Annotated in this window: 13 protein-coding genes and 1 tRNA gene; 11 read left to right on the top strand and 3 right to left on the bottom strand. The window is 52.9% G+C overall.

Annotated elements, in window-relative coordinates; all coding sequences use genetic code 11:
* Positions 1-12: 12 nt before the first annotated feature.
* Positions 13-89: transfer RNA gene (locus tag JOD69_RS22405), tRNA-Arg, on the top strand.
* Between the two features lie 88 nt (positions 90-177).
* Positions 178-1,146, top strand: coding sequence for a site-specific integrase (locus JOD69_RS22410; RefSeq protein WP_210024300.1), 969 nt, complete (start codon positions 178-180; stop codon positions 1,144-1,146).
* A gap of 108 nt (positions 1,147-1,254) precedes the next feature.
* Here the strand turns inward: JOD69_RS22410 and JOD69_RS22415 are convergent, their stop codons facing one another.
* Positions 1,255-2,055: a hypothetical protein gene (locus JOD69_RS22415; RefSeq protein WP_210024301.1), complete on the bottom strand. Its 801-nt coding sequence runs from the start codon at positions 2,053-2,055 to the stop codon at positions 1,255-1,257.
* Between the two features lie 393 nt (positions 2,056-2,448).
* Between JOD69_RS22415 and JOD69_RS22420 the strand changes: the two genes are divergently transcribed.
* From JOD69_RS22420 to JOD69_RS22460, 9 genes are all read left to right on the top strand, one after another.
* Positions 2,449-3,039 (top strand): DUF1819 family protein, encoded by a 591-nt coding sequence (locus JOD69_RS22420; protein WP_210024302.1) that lies wholly within the window; start codon positions 2,449-2,451, stop codon positions 3,037-3,039.
* The gene (locus JOD69_RS22425) at positions 3,039-3,617 is read left to right on the top strand and encodes a DUF1788 domain-containing protein (RefSeq protein WP_210024303.1); all 579 of its coding nucleotides are present in this window, start codon (positions 3,039-3,041) and stop codon (positions 3,615-3,617) included. The genes JOD69_RS22420 and JOD69_RS22425 overlap by 1 nt, the downstream gene beginning before the upstream one ends.
* Positions 3,618-3,637: 20 nt before the next feature.
* On the top strand, positions 3,638-7,237 hold the full coding sequence (gene brxC, locus JOD69_RS22430) for a BREX system P-loop protein BrxC (protein WP_210024304.1): 3,600 nt from the start codon (positions 3,638-3,640) through the stop codon (positions 7,235-7,237).
* A 9-nt stretch (positions 7,238-7,246) separates the two neighbouring features.
* Entirely contained in the window at positions 7,247-10,846 is a 3,600-nt protein-coding gene (gene pglX / locus JOD69_RS22435; protein ID WP_210024305.1) for a BREX-1 system adenine-specific DNA-methyltransferase PglX, read from the top strand.
* A complete protein-coding gene (locus tag JOD69_RS22440) occupies positions 10,839-11,627 on the top strand; it encodes a hypothetical protein (RefSeq protein ID WP_210024306.1) in 789 nt (262 codons plus the stop codon). The genes pglX and JOD69_RS22440 overlap by 8 nt, the downstream gene beginning before the upstream one ends.
* A 173-nt stretch (positions 11,628-11,800) precedes the next feature.
* Positions 11,801-12,088, top strand: coding sequence for a hypothetical protein (locus JOD69_RS22445; RefSeq protein WP_210024307.1), 288 nt, complete (start codon positions 11,801-11,803; stop codon positions 12,086-12,088).
* Between the two features lie 41 nt (positions 12,089-12,129).
* Complete coding sequence (gene pglZ / locus JOD69_RS22450) at positions 12,130-14,745, top strand: BREX-1 system phosphatase PglZ type A (protein ID WP_210024308.1); 2,616 nt, start codon at positions 12,130-12,132, stop codon at positions 14,743-14,745.
* Positions 14,746-14,752: 7 nt separating this feature from the next.
* Entirely contained in the window at positions 14,753-16,795 is a 2,043-nt protein-coding gene (gene brxL / locus JOD69_RS22455; RefSeq protein WP_210024309.1) for a protease Lon-related BREX system protein BrxL, read from the top strand.
* 247 nt (positions 16,796-17,042) lie between these two features.
* Positions 17,043-17,903, top strand: coding sequence for a hypothetical protein (locus JOD69_RS22460; protein ID WP_210024310.1), 861 nt, complete (start codon positions 17,043-17,045; stop codon positions 17,901-17,903).
* Positions 17,904-18,280: 377 nt separating this feature from the next.
* Here JOD69_RS22460 and JOD69_RS22465 read toward each other — a convergent pair whose 3' ends face one another.
* Together JOD69_RS22465 and JOD69_RS22470 are read right to left on the bottom strand one after the other, a co-directional pair.
* A complete protein-coding gene (locus tag JOD69_RS22465) occupies positions 18,281-19,255 on the bottom strand; it encodes a hypothetical protein (protein WP_210024311.1) in 975 nt (324 codons plus the stop codon).
* A 1,559-nt stretch (positions 19,256-20,814) separates the two neighbouring features.
* Positions 20,815-21,258: a helix-turn-helix domain-containing protein gene (locus JOD69_RS22470; RefSeq protein ID WP_210024312.1), complete on the bottom strand. Its 444-nt coding sequence runs from the start codon at positions 21,256-21,258 to the stop codon at positions 20,815-20,817.
* Between the last annotated feature and the right edge of the window lie 137 nt (positions 21,259-21,395).

The raw sequence follows: 21,395 nt of genomic DNA on the forward strand, positions 1-21,395 counted from the left end.
AATGCGCGGCATGCGCCCGTAGCTCAGTTGGATAGAGCGTTGGCCTCCGGAGCCAAAGGTCGGACGTTCGAGTCGTCTCGGGCGCGCCATTTGAAACAAAAGGTTAGGTGTATAAGCTAACCTTTGATGCCTTCCAAAAGCCTTGTTTGCCACACTTTTGCCACAGTGAGGTAAACGATGGCCACTCTGCGAAAACGCGGCAATCGGTGGGAAGCGCAAATCCGGCGCAACGGCAGCAAGCCCATCACAAAAACTTTTGATCGTCGATCAGACGCTCTAACGTGGGCGAACACGGTCGAGTCGGAAATCAGTCGCGGTATTTTTGTCGATTTCAGCCTGGCCGAAAAGTTAACGCTTCATCAGGCTATTGATCGATATGATCAAGAAGTATTGCCAAATCTTCGTTCGGCAAAAAGCGAACGATCCCGCCTCAAACACATCGATACTGTTCTCGGGCATCTGCCGATCGCAACAATCAACTGCGCTGTTTTGGCTGAATACCGTGATAAGCGCCTTAAAGAGCTTTCGCCGCAGTCAGTTAAACACGAGCTCGGACTTCTGACCCGAGTTTTGAAGAAGTGCCACCGCGAATGGGGGATTTTGCTGCCGCACAATGTTCCCAACATCTCTAACCCGAAGCTTCCACAAGGGCGGGAAAGAAGACTAGGCCCTGACGAAGAGGCGCGCCTGCTAAAGGCTTTGTTACGCACCGGGGTTGTTCAAATGATCGTGGTCTTCGCGCTAGAGACTGCCATGCGTCGCAGCGAAATTGTTGCCATGCGCTGGCAGCACATTGATCGACCACGTCGAATCTTGCTGATTCCAGAGACGAAGACGGACCAGCGGCGTTATATACCGTTATCGACCCGAGCAATCCAAATCCTGGATAAATTGCCGCATCGCATTGATGGTTTTGTCTGGGGTGTTCAAAGGGACAGTGTGACCCAAGCTTTTGCAAGAGCATGTCGACGCGCCAATATTCCGGATTTGCACTTTCATGACCTACGACATGAAGCGACGTCACGTTTTTTCGAGCGAGGCTTGAGCATGATGGAAGTGGCGTCAATTACCGGTCATCGTGATCCGCGCATGCTTAGACGCTACACGCATCTTCATGCGGAACATCTTTTGGCAAAGCTGGGATAGCCTCTAAAGACACTCCGTTCGGCTACCTCGATGAACGAAAAAAGCTGTTCCGATAGCTTGGCTACTTAAAGTCAGTGGCCGATAAGAAGGGGAGCGATCCTCCCTTTCTCACCCATCGTAATTCGGATCGGCACTATTCGTTGGAGCATCTTGCTGCTGTAGATAGCGCAAGTAGGCTTCAATGAATTCACGAGCAATATCTCGTGCTTCTTGGAGTTCGGTATCCGCTGCGGTTCGCGTTTCCCCTGCGAACTTTCCACGATGTCTGCTCTGCTTTAAAGGCGTATTGTTAGTGAGGCGTCCAAAGTCGCTCCACTTTGTATTGCTAATGCCGAGTGCTAAACGAGTTTTGCTTTCTCCACCAAAATGCTTCGAAAGAGCATCTCGAATTTCATAGAGATGCAAGAATTCATTTTCGGGATCAGTTACGGCCGCGTGATAACTGGCTAACAGTGAAGCGGCCAGGGAGTCTCTCGAAGAACAACTTGCGGACAACGCGGCTAGTTCACGTTTGCTTTCAATACGATCTTGTCGGGTATCGCTAACGACTTGTCCTTTGCTGTCGGTAATGACGATATCCGGAGTGCCGCCCGAATATACTATCACTGCTGACTCAACAAACACGTTGACGTCTCTTCGACCGTCAGCATAAAGTCGATACATCGACGACTTCGATAAGTCATAAGGTTGATGCGTGAGTAGCTGAACACCAAGGAAGTGGTTATTCAACTCATCATGAAGGCGATCCCGTATTTTGTGTTCATCATCATAAATGGCTGGATCGATACGTGCCTCGGCCGTTCCATTTTCGACGACTATTGAATAACCGTCACGATTGATTTGAAATCTGTGTTCAAAATAGTCGGGCGGCGAAAAAGTCCATTCAAGAACGACAGTATCGCAAGTCATCTTCTCGAAAGCCTCAGCTTGTTGCGGTGAATGCTAAATTGGTGGTTGTTCTGGAATAGTGCTGACGAACAATGATAGCCAAAGCCAGAAGTGGCTGTCAGAGCTTATCGTCAACGGCTTTTGAAGCGGCAAGTTCTGAGGTTCATAGCGCAATTGTTTGTCTTGACAAGAACATACAGCCTTCCTGCCGCGAAGCGCATCAGGTGTATCAACTTGATCTGGCTCGCGGTTCCCCACTTGACTCACCTAAAATTGCCCGTGTTAGGTCGCTGCCTTCGTTTTGACCAACTGCTAAGTCCAAACGAATGAGATATCGTCGCTCCAATCCATCAATACGGTTGGGCTTTCTTGCGCTCGTAAACGCCTAAGTTATTTAATTTTCGATTTTTTGTTATGGCTTTGTATAACGCCGAGATCTCGGCTGGTTCTTTGATGTTGCCCGAGAGTCGCCGCGTTGCAGCGCTACTGCTTTCTAATCCCACCGACGAACAGTGGGCACATGCACTGCGGGTGGAAAACCTACTTCAAAAAAAATCGCCGGCCACGGCTCGACGGCAAGCGAAACTGATTCGTAACCGTTTGCAAACGGTAGACCATTTGGCATGGTCTATGATTTCAACCCGTGAGCCAGAAGTCGCTTTGCAGATGCTGCTCGCGGCTTCGATCAAACATAGTCGACTATTGGGGGATTTCATGCGGGAGATCGTCGGTGGACATCTACGCCATCTTGAGACGAAGCTAAATGAGCGCGATTGGGATAATTTCATGATTGACTGTGCTCAGCGCGATCCGTCGATTGCTCAATGGAGTGATTCGACAAAGAAAAAGCTCTCTGAAGTGGTTGCGCGGATTCTTGCCGAGGCTCGCTTTATTAAATCGACTCGCGATAAACAGCTAACGCCACCCATGCTTCACCCGGACGTGCGCCGATATCTTGTCGACCATAATGAAAATTATGTGTTGTCATGCATGGAGCTTCGGTGATGGTTGAGACATTCGAGGAACGTCTCAATCGAATTCTTCCCCGATTGACCTCCACCGAACTGCTGAACAACAAAGGGTTGGGAAACGAGATTGGCTTCTACATCTTCGATTACCCGCCGGAGCGGGAGATGGAGATGCGGGCTTTTCTTCGAGATGTTATCGAGCCTCGCCTTGCGAAACATCAGCCGCCGATCCGTGCGGTCACCATCAACCTCTTCGAGTTGGCGATCGGTGTTCTGGAAGAGCGCAAGCTCCTGGATAAGGCCATTGCGATGCAGCGGGACAAAGGCGACGACGCCGTTTTGGCATCGCTGCGCTCCGTGCTCAAGGAGGATAAGCTCGCCCAGCGCCTGATTACCACCATCGACTTGGACAATACCGACCTGGTGCTTCTATCGGGCGTGGGTGCGGTGTATCCCATGCTACGGACGCACACGCTGCTTTCCGCGCTGCACCCGCTCATGAAGGATAAGCCACTGGTAATGTTCTATCCAGGCCGCTACGACGGCATGTCGCTGCGCCTCTTCAATCGCCTAGGCGATGATCATTATTACCGGGCCTTTCGGCTGGTCGCGTAATTCGAAAAAGAAACGAAACCATGCAAATCAAAGAGATTTTCTTAAAACCCATCGACCGGGCGATCAATGGCGTCGTCAAAGCGGATCAAAAGGACCCGGAGTCCATCTGGCAGGAACTCGACGAATACGTCGTCACCAAGGAACTCGACCGGCACCTGCGGCGGTTCTTCGATGCGTATGTGGCCTCATTCGATCGCCCGCACGACAGCGCTCTGGCCGCTCGTATCGGAGTATGGGTCTCGGGCTTTTTCGGCTCCGGAAAATCGCACTTCATCAAGATCTTGAGCTATCTCCTGGCGAACTTGGATGCCGAGAACCCAAGAAGCGGGGAGCACCGACGCGCAGCGGACTTCTTCGGCGACAAGGTCGACGATCCCATGCTCCTCGCCGATATCAGGCGGGCAGTGATCGCCAATACCGATGTCGTGCTTTTCAATATCGACGCCAAGGCCAGCAAGGGTGATCAGGACGCTATCCTGCAAGTCTTCCTTCGGGTTTTCAACGAGAAGCAGGGGTTCTGCGGCGATGCGCCACACATCGCTGAGATGGAACGTTATCTGATCTCGAAAGGCGTTTACGATCGCTTCCGCCAGGTTTTCGCGGAGCGGGCGGGCGATTCCTGGGAGTCGCAGCGCGATGCCGTCGATTTCATGAGAGATGAGGTGATTCACGGGCTTTCGTCAGCGCTCGGCATGAGCGAGACCTCGGCAGCCACCTGGTTCGACAACGCTCGCGACAGCTACCGCGTGACCATCGAGAAGTTCGCCAAGCTCGTGCGCGAGTATCTGGACGCCAAAGGTGTCGGCCATCGCATCGTGTTTCTAGTGGATGAGGTCGGGCAGTTCATCGGCAACAACACGCAGTTGATGCTGAACCTGCAAACCATCACCGAGGAGTTGGGCACCCACTGCCAAGGCCGCGCTTGGGTGGTGGTCACCAGTCAGGAGGATATCGATGCCGCCATTGGCGAGGCCAACAAGGCTCGCTCGCAGGATTTCTCCAAGATTCAGGGCCGTTTTCATACTCGGCTTTCGCTATCGAGTTCGAATACAGACGAGGTCATTGCCAAGCGTCTGCTCGAAAAGACCGCGCCGGCTGAGGACGAACTGAAACGGATCTTCGAACAGAAGGGCGACATCCTCAATAATCAGCTTTCGTTCATCGGAAATACGGTCACGCTCCCGGGCTTTCGCGACGCTGATGACTTTGCCGCCCATTTCCCGTTCGCGCCATATCAATTCCAGCTTTTACAGAAAATCTTCGAATCCATTCGCAAAGTGGGCGCGACTGGGCTACATCTCTCGCGCGGCGAGCGCTCATTGCTGGATGCGTTCCAGTCGGCCGCCTTGCGCAACGCCGGACGCGGGTTGAATGCGCTGGTTCCGTTGGCTGATTTTTACCCGTCCATCGAAAGCTTCCTCGACACGGCGGTCAAGCGAGCCATCGACCAGGCCGACGAGAACGAGGCGCTGGAGCCCTTCGACCGTAAACTGTTGCGGGTTTTGTTTCTAATTCGCTATATCGCCGACATCCTCAAGCCCAACGTCGACAATCTCGCAACCTTGTGCGTGGATGAGATCGATACCGACAAGCTGGCGCTGAAACGCCGGATCGAGGACAGCCTGAATCGGTTGGAGCGGCAGAACCTCATCAGCCGGAACGGCGATCTCTGGTTCTTTCTGACCAATGAGGAGCGCGATGTCACTCAGGAGATCAAGGCCGTCGACGTTTCCTCGGCAGAACTGACCCGACTGCTTTCTGAGCTGATTTTCGACGACATGCTTAATGGGCAAACCAGGGTGCGCCACCGCGAGACCAAGGCCGATTACGACTTCAACCGCGTGCTGGATGGGGTGCCCTGGCGGCAGGCCGGCCACGAACTTACCCTTGAAGTGCTGACGCCCCTCGGCGAAGACTACGAGATGCTGGGAGAGGCTCGCTGTATCGGCCGCAGTGCCGAAGGCGGCGGCAAGGCCATCTTCCGCTTGGCGGAGGGCGAGCGTTTGGATACCGAGCTGCGCACGTATCTTCAGATCGAGAAATACATTGGCGGTCCCAAAATGGATGCGGCCACGCCGTCGCTCAAGAGCATTCTCGGCAACCGCAAGGACGAGAACCGCGAGCGCCGGGCGCGCCTGGTGGCCCAGCTCGGCGAGCTCATGACCACCGGCGATGTCTACGCGCTGGGCCAGAAGCTTCAGAGCAAGGCAACGCATCCTTTGTCATTGCTCGATGACACGATCAACTACCTGATCTCCAACACCTACACCAAGCTGACCTATATAAAGATCCGTCAGTCCGATCCTCTCGCCGAAATCCGGGCCGTCCTCACAGCGGATGACATCGGTCAGAGTTCGCTGGCGCTCGACGGCGAGGAAGGCAATGCCAAAGCCTTGGCGGAACTTCGCGATTATCTGAAGCTCGCCACGACTCAGAACCGGGTGCTGCTGTCCGACATTGTCGATCGCTTCGTGAAAGCGCCCTGGGGCTGGAAACCGGAATGGGAAATCGTTTTGTTAGTGGCCCGCTTGTTCATGGCCGGGGAAGTCAAGTTGATGCTCGAAGGCGCGGATCTTGAGCCCAGGGCCGCCATCGATCCTCTGAGCAAATCGGCCCGCTTCAAGCAAGTGTCCATTCTGATGCGGAGGAAGATGGATGCCGCCAATCTCAGGAAAGCTCGCGATTTGCACCGAGATCTGTTTTCTCAGGTGCCCCGCGATGACGAGGACGGTTTGATCAAAAATTTCCGCGAGAATCTCGCTCGATGGCAGGCCGACCTCAACCGCTACAAAGAACTGGCTGCCCAGAAACATTATCCCGGTCTCAAGGCCATCGAAGAGGCGTTGGGGGAAATCGGCAAGCAACTGGCCATACGTGACAGCTACGAATTTCTCGAAGCTCTGAACAATCGGAAAGACGCTTGGCTGGACACCGCCGATGCCGTGCATGACGTAACGAGCTTTTATCAGACCCAGATCACGAGTTGGCGCAAGATGCTCGATGCGCTGGCCATCTATGCTCCCAACCAGACGGCTCTGGATGAGGATGTTTCGGCCAGGGCCGCGCTATCAGAACTGAACGGCATTCGGGACAACCCGGCGCCCTATCATCAGATCAATCAAATCGACGGCTGTATCCAGAAGATCGATACCGTCAACACGCGCCTGGTGAGCGAGAAACGGGAACAGGCGCTTAAGGCCATCGAGGCGAATCTTGCCGAAGTCATCAAGGTGCTCGACGAGGCGCAGGCGGATGCAGACTTGAGAAACAAGGCGCTGCTCCCCCTGCAGCAACTGAAGTTGAAGATCGCCGAGCAGGGCAGCATTCCGCAGATTGAATATCTTCAGAATCGAGGGAGCGCACTGGTTGATGAAGCGATGGCCGTGATCGCTGATGGCTGTAAGCCTCCGGTCACAAAGCCGAAAACGGGCACAGAAGGTGGCAGCATAGCCCCGCCTCCACCGCCACCTCCAGTCATCAAGCCTACTAAAACCATTCGGGCGGCCGAGTTTGCGCAAGGCTATTTGGAAACGGAGTTCGACATCGATGACTATCTGCTGAAGCTGCATGCTGCCCTGATCAGTGCCGTTCAGTCCGGCAACAAGGCTCGCATTCAATAAACACCGTTCATGAACAAGAACAAACTCAAGACTTACGCGCCGCAGGCGCGCCGGGATTTCATTGCCGCCGTAACCCAACGGGCACACCTGCTCGGCATTACCGCGAAGGACATTTCTCCGAATCGCCGCCAAGGTGATGTAGTCATCATCGACGGGCGCGAGTGGCCCGCGAAGATTGGCGAGCAGCGGCAACGCCTGATCAAGCGCATCGAACGGGACGGATTCGAGCAAACCATGGAAGCCGTGGCCTACACCTGGTTCAACCGAATTGCCGCGCTCCGTTACATGGAGCTGCACGATTACCTGGGGCACGGCTATCGCGTGCTGTCGAACCGCGACGGCGGACCACCGGAAATTTTGAGCCATGCGTTGGACGTGGACCTGCCGGGCTTGGATCGGGACATAGTCACCGAACTCAAGCTGGCCGGGAGTCGCGACGGCGAGCTTTACCGGATGCTGCTGGTGGCGCAGTGCAACGCCCTGTCCGCCGCGATGCCGTTTCTGTTCGAGCGCATCGACGACGAGACCGAACTGCTGCTGCCGGACAATCTGCTTCGCACCGATTCAGTTATTACCAAGCTGGTGGATGCCATTCCCGAGGAGGACTGGCGGGAAGTCGAGATCATCGGCTGGCTTTACCAGTTCTACATCAGCGAGAAGAAGGATCAGGTCATCGGCAAGGTGGTGAAGAGCGAGGATATCCCCGCCGCGACCCAGCTCTTCACCCCCAACTGGATCGTCAAATATCTCGTCCAGAACAGTATCGGGCGGCTGTGGCTGATGGCGAACCCGGCTTCGACGCTCAAAGAACACATGGCCTACTACATCGAGCCCGCCGAGCAGACGCCGGAGGTGCGGGCACAGTTAGACGTTCTAATTCAGACTCGCATGGCCGAGGACGGCGGCAGCCTGAACCCGGAGACGATCACAGTCCTTGATCCCGCTTGCGGATCGGGTCACATCCTGGTGGAAGCCTACGATCTGCTGAAACAGATTTACCTCGAACGGGGCTATCAGCTTCGGAGCATTCCCCGGCTGATTCTGGAAAAGAATCTCTATGGCCTCGATATCGACGAACGGGCCGCACAGATGGCGGGATTCGCGCTGTTGATGAAGGCGCGGGCGGACGACCGGCACTTGCTGAATGATCCGCTGCGTCTGAACGTGTTGGCGCTCCAGGAAAGCCATGGCTTGGATGGGGAGCGCATTATCAAGTCTTTGGTCGGAGGCGGCGCGCGTTCCAAGCCAGCGACTCCGAATCCCTTCGCCGAAGTCGATTTATTCCCAGAAACCAGGAAGCAGCGTTTTCTGGGCGAGGATGCCGACGAAGATGAGCCCGCGCGCTCGCCTTTCGATATCGAACGCGCCTCGCTCATCGCGCTACTGAGGACATTCACCCAGGCCAAGACCTTTGGTTCGTTGATCCAGGTTCCCGAAAGCTTGGGCGCGGCCTTGCCGACTTTGGCGGAAGGGCTGAAACAGGCGTCCGAATCGGGGGATGTGTTCGCGCAAGCGGCGGCGGTGGAACTGATGCCACTGGTCTGGCAGGCGTCGATTTTGTCGATGAAGTTTGACGCGGTGATAGCGAATCCGCCGTATATGGGTGGGAAAGGGATGAATCCAGCGTTGAAAGATTTTGCCAAAAAGCAATTTCCAGATGCCAAGTCGGATTTGTTTGCTATGTTCGTCGAACGTGGTTTAGGCTGGTGCAAGGCATTTGGCTTCAACAATATGGTGACGATGCAGAGTTGGATCTTCCTATCGTCATTTGAGAATATGCGGAAAAGGCTGCTGCACACAAAAACAATTCACTCGCTTGTGCAGATTGGATACAACAGCTTTCCGGAGATCAATTCAAAAATTGCTCAAGCGTGTGCATTTTCGATTGGAAATGTCCATATAGAAAAATATAAGAGCAGTTTCATTAACCTAAATAGTGCGCATCAGTCGGCTGATAAGTCATTCGTTTTTATTAATAGAAACAATTCGATCATTTTCTTCAGGTATCAGAGTGATTTCCAAAGCATTCCAGGGAGTCCGATAGCCTATTGGATAAGAAATTACAACATCTTCAGCACCGAAAAATTGTCCAAGATCTGCACTTCCGGCGGACGGACAAAATCTCACAATGATGCGCTTTATATAAGGAATTGGTGGGAATTAAAGAGCAATGATATTGGCCAAAGGTGGGTCTGGTTTGAGAAAGGCGGCGACTTTAGGAAATGGTATGGAAACAAGAGTCATGTTATAGACTGGAGCCCAAAAGCTTTAGCGTTCTACGAAGAGTGTGGTGGGTTATGCAATAGAAAGCTCTGGTGGAAGGAAGGCGTCACATGGCCGGATATAACCTCTGCGCATAATGGCTTTCGCTATAAAGGTGCTAACTCTCAGTATGGTTCAGTATCTCCAACCCTAATATTCGAAGATCGAAAAAATTTAAATCTGGTTCTGGGACTCTTGAATAGTCGTGCTTCGACCCATTTTTCGAAGGTTTTGAATCCAACCATTCATCTTAATGTTGGCGATGTCTTGAACTTTCCACTCCCCAAGGACTATCCAGAAGTTGAAAAAACTGTTGCTGACGCAGTTGAACTTGCCAGAAAAGATTGGAATTCCTTCGAAACTTCCTCAGATTTCCAACGCTTCCTTTGGCTGGCACAATCCGAAATACAGGAATTATCAGCCACTCTCTCGTCTTCCTGGCAAGCTTGGCAGACCCACTCCCGCACCCAAATCCAGCTTATGCAGGAATTGGAAACCGAAAACAACCGCCTCTTCATCGAAGCCTATGGGTTGCAAGACGAACTCTCCCCTGAAGTCGCCGAAGATCAAATTACCCTGGCTCGTGCCGATCGCGAGAAAGACTGCCAGCGACTAATCTCCTATGCCATCGGCTGTATGATGGGCCGCTACAGCCTGGAAGAGCCAGGGCTGGTTTATGCCCACGGCGGCAACGTCGGCTTCGATCCCACACGCTACAAGACCTTTCCCGCTGACGCAGACGGCATCGTGCCGCTCACCGATGAACTATGGTTCGAGGACGACGCCGCCAGCCGCATCCGCGAGTTCCTGCTCGCTGTCTGGGGCCGCGAGATGTCGGACGAAAACATGGCCTGGTTGGCCGAAAGCCTGGGCAAGAAAGGCTCCGAAACGCCCGATGAGACGATTCGCCGCTATCTCTCCGCCAGCTTCTTCAAGGACCATCTGCAAACCTACAAGAAGCGCCCGATTTACTGGCTGTTCTCCAGCGGCAAGCAGAAAGCCTTCGAGGCGCTGGTCTACCTGCACCGCTACCACGAAGGCACGCTCGCCCGGATGCGCAGCGAATACGTGGTGCCGCTTACCGCCAAGATGCTGGTGCGCATCGACATGCTGCAAAAGGACGCCGACGCCGCAAGTTCCGCTTCCACGCGCAACAAGATCAGCAAGCAGATCGAAACCCTGAAGAAAAAACACCTCGAACTGCTCGCCTTCGACGAGAAACTCCGCCACTACGCCGACATGCGCATCGCACTTGATCTCGACGACGGAGTGAAGGTGAACTACGGCAAGTTTGGGGACTTGCTGGCCGAGGTCAAGGCGGTAACGGGCGGGGCGGGTGATGACTGAGATAACCTACGAACGCCGGTATTGTCTGTTCTTTGATGTTTTAGGGTTTAGCAGCAAGGTTGGCGAGTTGCCGCCCCAAGAGATTCATAATGTGCTGCTAGAAATTAGAAAATGCCACAACTATCGTGAGGTGTATGGCAAATATACGCCCGATAGCCTGTTTAGCTCACGGAGGGTCACTCAGTTTTCGGATTGCGTTGTCGTGTCTTATAAAGAGGGCGACTTCATTGGAGTGATAAGTATCATTAGTGATGTTTTTCATCTGCAGCTAAGACTGCTTCGGTATGGGTTTTTGGTCAGAGGTTCGGTTACGATCGGTGAACTATACCATGATGAACATTTTTGTTTCGGTCCGGCTTTGCTTAAAGCTGTCGAATTGGAAAAACGAGCGATATATCCACGAGTTGTTCTAGATGATGACTTCGCCAAGCGGTCACTATTAAATAATCCGACAACTCGCACAAGCTTATCGGATGGAAGATACATCAATAACATGGTGCAAGTAGACCTGGATGACATGCTTTATATCGACTACTTCAATGTCATCTCAAAGGATTTTAACGATGATTTTGACGAATTATTTGCATACCTCAACGACTTGAAAAGGTCGATCATTAATCTTGGTGAAAGATCTATTAGGGATAAAAATATTGAGACGAAATATTTATGGATGCGAAACAAGTTTAATGATATGACTAAACGGATGTTGAGCGATAGCGGATCTAAGCTTTATGGTTACATAGCTCCTGATGTCTTCAAGGATATATTTAAAAATATTTAAATTATAATTGGAGAAAAGTGTCATGATGCGCTGATTCAATTCGAATGCTTACCAGAGTTATTGCCGAATTGAGATTTCAATGCCTACAAACCGGATTTTGCAGGGCGAACTCCGGATCATTTCTTAAAATGACGGGCATTATTGCTGACTAGCATTATTTCTAGACTCACCGCATGGGCGGCTATGATCATATCCATGTTACCAATGAACGTGCCATGGACCTCAAAATAAGCGCAAAGGCTCCTAAAACAATCCTCAGCCACATCATCCCACGGCGGAATACCGAGGCGGGCCACAAAATCGTTAATCTCGGCTCGGATGTGATCATCCTGCGGATGCTTAGCGACATCCATAAAATAAATAGCTTCGCGAGCACCATTGACGACAGTTCTAAATTGTCCGCTCTAGTGCCGCAAGGTATGCATCTGCGGACTGTAGGTTCGTCCTATTGTTCAGACTGATTAATACGTTTGAACTTCTCACCAAGGAATTCACTGATTTAATGAGCTCCGATCGCGTTACCGAAGCCCTATCTAAGCTATTCACCACCGAACACTGGTCCATAGTCTTCTGGCAGGACCCGGAGCGGGAATTCGAAGCGGCCATCGGCAGTTTGGCTCTGTCGGGCATCTCGGTGTTGCGTCTCGACGAGACTCCGGCGCTCAAAGTGAAGCTCCTGATCGAACGAGAGCGGCCGGATGATCGATGGCTGCTCTATGCACCGTTTCCGGAACCGGAGCCGGCTACGGATTGGCTGCTGGATCTGCGACTGCGCAGCAAGACTTTTCGTGCCGATACGGCTTCCATCCAGCTCGATGAACTCGGTCTCGAAACCCAGGCGCTCCGCGCTCATCTCAAGGCCAGAGCCAAATTCCTACGTGCCAAGGAGCGCGTCGAGCGGCTGAAACGCTGGGTGCTGCCCAACGACAGCGCGGATGATCTCGATCGCAAGATGATGGCCGTGTTGAGCCGGGCGGAGCAACCGGACGCCTTCGCGATACTGATCAAGCTCTTCTCGGGGTTCGTGATCGACGGGGAGGTGGATTTTTCGTCATCTCCCAGAGCCTGGCAGGACATTGTTTCCAACCAGCTGGACGAATCCTTCTGGGCGCTGATGCGGCGGGAATTTGGGTATGCCGACGCGGAACCGAATCTTCGGGATCTATTGTTTCGCATTCTCGTGACTGATTTCGCGCGATCCTCATCGACCCTGCCGGATGCCTTGACGCATTTCGTGCTGCCTAACCAGGTGCTTGCCCACAATACCACCGTGTTCGTGAGCCGTTGGCGCTCCGACATGCTTCATGCCCATACATACAACGTTCTTTCCGCGGCCGTCGCAAACGACTTGCGCTTGCGCGACCTGCTGACACCCCTGTCGGCGGAAGCCCTGAGCGACGTTGTGACGTTTCACGATATCGAGCTGCGCATCATCGCCGATCTACGCGATCGCGTGATCGCGGCGGCCGGAGCCAATCTTGATACGGTGCGCACCTTGATTGCCCGGCGTCGGGACGGTCATTGGGCAAATCGTCAATTCGCCCATCTTAGTCCTATTGTCGAAGCTCTGGCCGCCAGCTACGACGCTCTGGAAGCAGCGGGTGAATTCTTCGAGCTGCAAGGCCGGTTCGCTTCGGGTTTCAGTTTTGCCAGCGGCGATACGGCATTTGCCGCCTACCGCGACAAGCTCTTTCGCTTCGATCAGCTCTATCGACGTTTCATGCGCGCTGTGGAGATCGTGGAACCGCAAGGCTGGGGAGTGCTGCAGGGACTTCGGGATCGGATGGAGGCGACCTATTCGGGTTGGTTTCTGCCGCAGCTCGCTTCTGCCTGGGACAAGGTCGTGGGCGGCGCTCAGGGACTCTTGGAGCGTTGGACGCTCGCCGGGGTAACAAATCAATCCCAATTCTTCGAACGTTGCGTGGCGCCGCTCCTAGGCGATGGGGCAAGGCGCGTCTTCGTCATTATTTCCGATGCCTTCAGGTTTGAGGCGGCCGAAGACCTCGCGCGTGACCTGAACGCGAAGAGCCGAGTGACCGCCAATCTCGATGCGATGCTTGGCGTGCTGCCGAGCTACACCGGCCTAGGTATGGCAGCACTGTTGCCGCACAAGATTCTGGCCTATAAGCCGAATGCCAATCTGGACATGCTGGCTGATGGCACCGCGACGGCTACTTTGGATCAGCGCTCGGCCATTCTGGCTCCTCACGATGGAGTTGCCGTAAAGGCCGAGGATCTGCTTGGGCTGGGAAAGGGGAAGGGCAGGGAGTTCGTAAAGCCCTGGCGCCTGATCTATATCTATCATGACCGCATCGATCTCATCGGCGATAAGCAAGGTTCGGAGAGCAAGACCTTCGAAGCCGTGGAGGACGCCATTCGGGAACTGGCCCAGTTGACCGGCTTCATTATCAATAGCCTGAACGGCACGACGATCCTCATCACCGCCGATCATGGTTTCATCTATCAGGAATCGCCCGTGGACGAAGCCGATCGTGCCTCGTTGGCCGAAAAGCCGGAAGGCACGCTGCGAGCAAAAAAGCGTTATCTGCTTGGCCGCAACATCGGGCAGACTTCCCAAGCATGGTGCGGCAACACGGCTGTCACGGCCGGCACCGATCCGGGCGATGGAAGTCTTGATTTTTGGGTGCCGAAGGGGGCTTCGCGCTTCCATTTTGCGGGTGGGGCACGTTTCGTCCACGGCAGCGCCATGCCGCAGGAGATCGTGGTTCCACTCATTACCGTGCGTGAACGCGATTCCGAGAAGACCAAAACCAGACCCGTGGAATTCAGTCTGCTCGGCTCTTCAAACAAAGTCGTAACGAACAAACAGCGGTTCGAATTCATTCAGACCGAACCCGTTTCCGACAAGGTGTTGCCGAGAACGGTGCTCATTTCCTTGCGGGACAAAGATCGGCCGGTCAGCGATGAGCAGACGCTGACCTTCGACAGCACATCCGGTTTGATGGATGAGAGGAAGCGATCGGTGATACTGACCGTTCTGGCAGGCAGCTATGATCGCACCCATGACTATTACCTGGTCTGCCGCGATGCCTCGACTCAGGTCGAGGTCCTACGGATTCCCTATAAAATCGACCTCGCGTTTAGCAACGATTTTTGAACCCATCATGGATACTGTCTCGACCGCATTGGAGAACCCGAAGAGTCTCGATGATCTTCTGATCGAGCATTTCGCCGGCAAGGTGGTCCGCAAGGACTTGACCAAACTGATCAAGGAGGGAGCGAATGTCCCGGTCTATGTGCTTGAATACCTCTTGGGGATGTATTGCGCGTCCAGTGATGAGGAGACCATTCGGTCCGGTTTGGAAACCGTCAAGAAAATCCTCGCCGAGAATTACGTGCGGCCCGACGAAGCCGAAAAGATCAAATCGAAAATCCGCGAGCGCGGCAGCTACAAGATCATCGACAAGGTGACCGTCCGGCTCAACGAGAAGCGGGATGTCTACGAGGCGCTGCTCTCTAATCTGGGGGTCAAAAGCGCGGAAATCTCCGACCGCTTCGTCCGTCAGTTCGAAAAGCTTCTGGTCGGCGGCATCTGGTGCATTGTGACGCTCGATTATCAGTTCGAGGAGAACCAGAAGGGCTCGCCCTTTATTGTCATGGACCTCAAACCGATCCAGATGCCGAACATGGATCTGGAGAGCTTGTTTGAAGGACGCCGGGCTTTCACGCAAGCAGAGTGGATCGATGCGCTGATTCGCTCCACGGGTATGGAGCCTACCGTGTTGAAAGAGCGGGTGAAATGGCATTTGCTCGCCCGCATGATTCCGCTCGTCGAAAATAACTACAACCTGTGCGAACTGGGACCCCGCGGGACGGGCAAAAGTCACGTTTATAAGGAGATCAGCCCGAACAGTATTTTGGTCTCTGGTGGCCAAACGACGGTTGCGAATCTGTTCTACAACATGAGCAGCCGCAAGGTGGGACTCGTGGGCCTATGGGACGTGGTGGCGTTCGACGAGGTGGCCGGAATCAGCTTCAAGGACCAGGACGGCGTCCAAATCATGAAGGACTACATGGCGTCCGGGTCGTTTTCGCGGGGGAGAGAAGCGATCAACGCCAGCGCGTCGATGGTGTTCATCGGCAACATTAATCAGAGTGTCGAACTGCTGGTGAAGACCAGTCACCTTCTCGCTCCCTTCCCAGAGGTAATGATCGATTCGGCGTTCTTCGACCGCTTCCATGCTTATATTCCCGGTTGGGAAATTCCGAAGATGCGGCCGGAGTTCTTCACGAACCAATACGGCCTCATCGTCGATTATCTCGCCGAATTCTTCCGCGAAATGCGGAAACGGAACTTCGCCGACGCGATCGATCGGTGGTTCAAGCTCGGAAACAACCTTAACCAGCGTGACACCATCGCTGTCCGTCGCACGGTATCGGGGCTCCTCAAATTGATATGCCCGGCAGGTGACTACGACAAGGAGACGGTGCGGAGCTGCCTTGAATACGCTCTCGAAGTCCGGCGTCGGGTCAAGGAGCAGCTCAAGAAGATCGGCGGCATGGAGTTTTACGACGTGCACTTCAGCTACGTCGACCTTGAGAACGGGCTGGAGCGATTCATCGCCGTGCCGGAGCAAAGTGGTGGCGCACTGATTTCGGAAGGGCGCTTGAATCCGGGGACGCTACACACGATTTCCATTGGCGAGAACAGTGTGCCCGGCACTTATCGTCTTGAAATGCAATCGATCGCCGGCACCGGTAAACTTACTTTTTCAGGCGTAGGTGGCAGGGAAGCGGTGCGTATCGCCTTCGACTATTTCAAGGCGAATGCGTCCCGAGTGAGTGCATCGATTAAAGCCGCCGAGCACGACTTCCATCTGCACTTGGTCGAATTGCAGAATACCGGAGCACCCGAAGCACTCGCCTTGGTTAGCTTCCTTGCATTCTGTTCGGCGACGTTAGGCAAGCCCATTCAGAGCCAGATGGCCGTGATGGGCGACATGAGTCTCGGTGGCACGATTGTCCCAGTGCAAAATCTCGCGGAGAGCCTGCAGGTCGCTTTCGATGCAGGGGCGAAACGCATTCTGATCCCGATGTCGAGCGTAGTGGATATACCGACAGTGCCTGGCGAACTGTTCGCAAAGTTCCAGACAAGCTTTTATTCAGACCCGGTCGATGCGGCATTCAAGGCTCTGGGTGTGGAATAAGGTCGGCGGGACAAACGGGACAAAAATGCCGCCGCCCCGCGTTATGAATCGGAAGAACAATTGAAAGAAGGAGAGGGGGCGATTCAGATCTCGACGTTCGGCCAATTTGATAGCTAGCGCACAGTTTACAGGTGTAGACCGCCATATGGTGGCGAAGCTAAATGCGCTGAAGCCAGGAGGTTCCTGTGAATTCCACTTTTCCTGTCAGTTGTTCTAGACATGTTTTTTAAGCTCAAGGAGCCACTTGATGCCTGACGACATTGTTGAAATCAAGCCATCGATTGGCTTTGTCAGTTTGAACATCAATGCGCTTTGGAGAAAGTTGGCGTCAAAGGGGAAGTCCAATCCAGTGTCCATTGTCGCTCAACGATTTCTTAAGGTATTCGAGGATCATGGCATTGCCATTCCACAGATCCAACATTTTCTGCCGCAGATTACTCTCGACAAGCTGAAGACTCCAGAGGACTTGCTGGCGGTGTTGACCAATGATGTTCTTGCTCAAACCGCGACACTGTTTCAGATCCAGCGTTCGTGGCTTGATGGGGTAGATGACCAACTCTATGAGTCCCGAAGCTGCTATAAATCTCCAGAGTGTTTTTTTGAGGACCTTGGGAATATCGGGGATGACCGTGATCGGTTTCCGGTTCGGGCGCTATATTGCTCGAAGCAGCTAAACAGCAACGATGGCCGCCAGCAGCCGATGGCGTTGCTTCTCGTTGAGAAGATCGGCGATCTCGGGGATAGAGCAGTCTTACGTTATCGCCCCTACACTGATGGTTGGGATTGGGGTTACGAGCCTTGTCGTATTCAGTTGAAAGCAATGGCGAGACTTGTATATCTGGAATTCGGGAAGCCAGTGCCCTTGCATCGTGTGTCTGCAGCAGTCTTGGAGCAAATCCGCCAGGGAGAGCGCGTGCCCATGGACTGTCTGCGCGGCACACCTCTAACAAGTCCATCACTGGAGGATTTTGCACTTTATCCAGAAGAGAGCGGCCAGTCCAAGGAAAGAGAAGAACTCACCGCAGTGTTAAGTTACATCGAGACACACAATCTTGCAGTCATCGCGGCGAGAGAGCATGAGCGTCGACGATTGAGAACAGACACATAGGTTGAGACCGGCATCGGCGAGGATCAGTTTAAAGTTGTCCGCGGACATCTATTTCAATTGTTCCGCAGCATCTTTTCGAGATTTTGAAAATTGTTCCGGGACTCTTTAAGGATTTGAATTCTTTTTATGTTGGAAATTAAAACGGCCGTGAGGGTGCCAACGCCCGGCCGGAGCGAAGCGACGGTGTAAGGGCGGGCACCCCACGGCCAATTTATTATTACTTATTACTTAATACTTACTACGAGAGTAAATGTGCCGGTTCTTGGTTAAAAAGGACCATGAAAACAGATAATTACGAAAATTCGACCGGTGTCGCGAGAGGTGCGCTGGGCGTGGCAAGAGCTATTCCGGCAGCCGTGCACCTCTTGTTTAGGACCTTACCAGCGCTCTTGAGCGAAAAGCTCTTTCTTTCGCTTAGCAAAGAGCTTTCGACGACGCTCGCGTGACTCCGGATCTCTGTCCTGGCCGGTCCTTAAGATCCACCAGTTCACGGCCTTGCTAGGTGAACCTTGGGCCAGCGCTAGGCAGGAATACTCGACGACACGGTCATCGATATCACTCGCCTTGAGTCGTGATGACGGATTCTGAGCATGCGTAAGTAGATTTGTTCTGACGCGCTGTTCCCGGTTCCGGATGCGTTTGTAGCGGTCTCGCAATGCTGAACCGTGAAAAATCGGTATCGCCAGGCGATGATCTACACTGAGGCCCAACTCCTGGGCTTTTTGCTCGGCAGTCCACTTTTTGGCGGCGATTTCCGACGCCTGTTCGAAATCGAAGCGATCCTTTTCAAACAGGCTTTTAATATCCCGGTTCCGTGGGTTGGGGTGAACATCCATACGTCGTTCCCAGAGCCAATGCAGTCCAATGACCTGATGATCATTGAGTAGCAAAAGATGCTCACGTGTTCGTTCCAGCTTGCTTGGGATTTCAAGCTGTGGTCTAAACAACGGAGCCGGTCCACAGGAATTCAGTGCCAAATTTGTAGCGCAGTAATCGTCTCGCTTGGCTATGTAAGAGCTTCCGACTGTCACGATGGACTGTAATCTTAGGACCAGGTCGTTTCGAGCATTGTATTTCAGCGTGCGTAACGCAGCCTCCAGATCGGGAAAAAAGTAGCGTTCGCCGTATATCGCGAGCCACCTTAGAAGTTCCGTTCGGTCCTGATCGGACAGCGGGACGGCGTAATTGCATAAGCGTCGGCGCAAAAGTTCGTTTGCATTATGATCGCCATTCTCCCGTGCGTGGACGAGAGCTTTAAATACCGTGTCTAATAGTTTGGGGTCAGGCCACAACCGAGGATGATTTGGGCAGTCTTGACGGGAATGGCTTGCATGGGAGACAGTTTCCAGCATGATCACCTCATAACGTAAGTTGATGGAGCTTCGAAAATCCGAAGGTAATCCCGGACTATAGTGATGTCGGTGTTTATTTTGTAAATTGACTACCAAGCAGGTGCGATCATTAATCCTGCTGCAGCAATGCTGGACGATTTGCAACGTGCCTTTCGGGTGACTGCTTAACGGTCCAAATTGATGTGTGGACGATTTGCGCGTTTTTCTTCGGTTGAGCGTTTTCCGAAGTTATTCAACGTCCCCGGCTGGTTCAGATATAGACTGCGTGCAGTAAACTCGTCTGAAACGCTCTACAAGGCTCTACAGTGCGCATTATTGAGGCGCGGCATGGGAGGTATATGTCTTGAGTGGCGTGTCGCTTATTGCTTGTTATAGAGCGTTTTGAGGGTGTTTTATAGTTCGACTATCTGTCGATCGTGATCGAATGATTTTTTGTCTCTAAATATCTCAATAAACACAAAGAAAGCTTGCTTTAGTGCAAGTGTATTAGTGCTGTATTTTGTTATGTAATGCAGTTTGTCACCAACTAATAAAAGCATTTCTATGAAGTGATAGTCGTGGTTTAAGAAATCCTTTTGTTGAGCCATAAGTAAACCAGTGGTGATTCAAAAATACATGGTTATCTGGTATAATGATGATACTTCCTCTGTGCTTTATCGGTGAAACGAACGTTCGGGCGCAGTTGTAAAGTCACTATTCAGTGACGGGACTCAGAAGTTTGGCTGACACAGAGTCCAACGGCGGGGTTGACCTCAGATGAGGGTCGTCGCGGCCAAAGTCAGCGCGGAGTATCTGCGAGTGCCTTGATCCGAGTAAGCAGATAATACCGTTAAGCGCGACGAGATCGGATAGAAGTGATCCATACCGAGATGAGCATCATCCGGGGACGATTGGCACCTAACCAACCTGACTGCTCTTATCGCTGCATCCATGACTGGATGGCGAGGCGATAACCAGTTGGGTTGGGGTTGATGTGCCTTTCCACCCGAGATGTGTTTGAGAAATACAGAGCAGGACACGAAGCCAAGGCATACCGAGGCAGGGGAGCCAGGCTGATAGCCAACGGCACGCGCGGCCTCGCACACTTTTCGACACTCGCGCCGTCCTGCACGAGCATCTTTGCTCATTTCATCTCAATTCTGATCCTCCTGAATGATGGAGTCCCGCTGTCCCGCTGTCCAAGTATACCCAGGCACGGCTCGCCAGGATGCTGTCTACGAGTCGCGTCAAAGACTTTGCCCTAAAGGATGACTTAGCAAGTTAGGAGCACTTGCCACTCCCGAGTCGATTGTTCAGTGTAACGTGCGCCTACTGTATCGAGCGATCTGAACGCGGTGAAAACTTCCAACGACAGTTAAAGAAAACACAGAAAAACCCAATAATTCGCGATGAATCGAGACGTTAAGGAGTAGCGGTGGGGTAGGGGTCCTAGAGAATAAAGAACACATGAGGAGCTAGTGTGCCAATATTCTCCAGACTCCCAATTTAACCCTTATACTTTGCGCCAATACAGTCTGGAAATACCCAAAGTCCGGCAATTAGCCTTGCCTCAGCCGGCTTTACGTATTCTTGGTCTCGGTTGAAGGTGTCTGCACAAGCTGCACCATGAGTCCTGATACAACATTGGGAGAGGTGACGTCGAGCATCAAGGACGGGTCTGTATTGTCAGTAATTTTTCTCAGCATGCGAATCAACTGTTCCTCATTTTTCGTGAGAAATAAGCCGGCTCCAAAAATCTGCTCCAGAGTCTTAAATACCTCCGGCATATATTCTGCCATAGCCAGTCGAATTAAAAATCTCGGCTCTAAGTCGAGAGCTATAGCAAATCTCCCAATTCTTTCAATGGGAATTCTCGTCAGCCCACTTTCAAACATATTAATGATCTCTGGTCTATCGTAGCCTACCTCCTTTGCGATCTCGGTGCGGGTTTTTTTTGATATAGAGATCGCCTGAGCTACAACCTTGGCGACGGGCAATGCTTGAAGTAGTTTGTCGTCTTGCATCGTGATACCTCTTGATCGAGTTGAAAGTATCGCTAGTATATCGTAAGCGTCCGCCGAGGACCGTCTCGACGGATTGAAAGGCTCAGGCGACACTGGTGCGAGCGGATGCACGGGGTGTCCGCACACTCTTGAGGTGG

The organism is Methylocaldum sp. RMAD-M (assembly GCF_017832375.1).
GTDB lineage: Bacteria > Pseudomonadota > Gammaproteobacteria > Methylococcales > Methylococcaceae > Methylocaldum.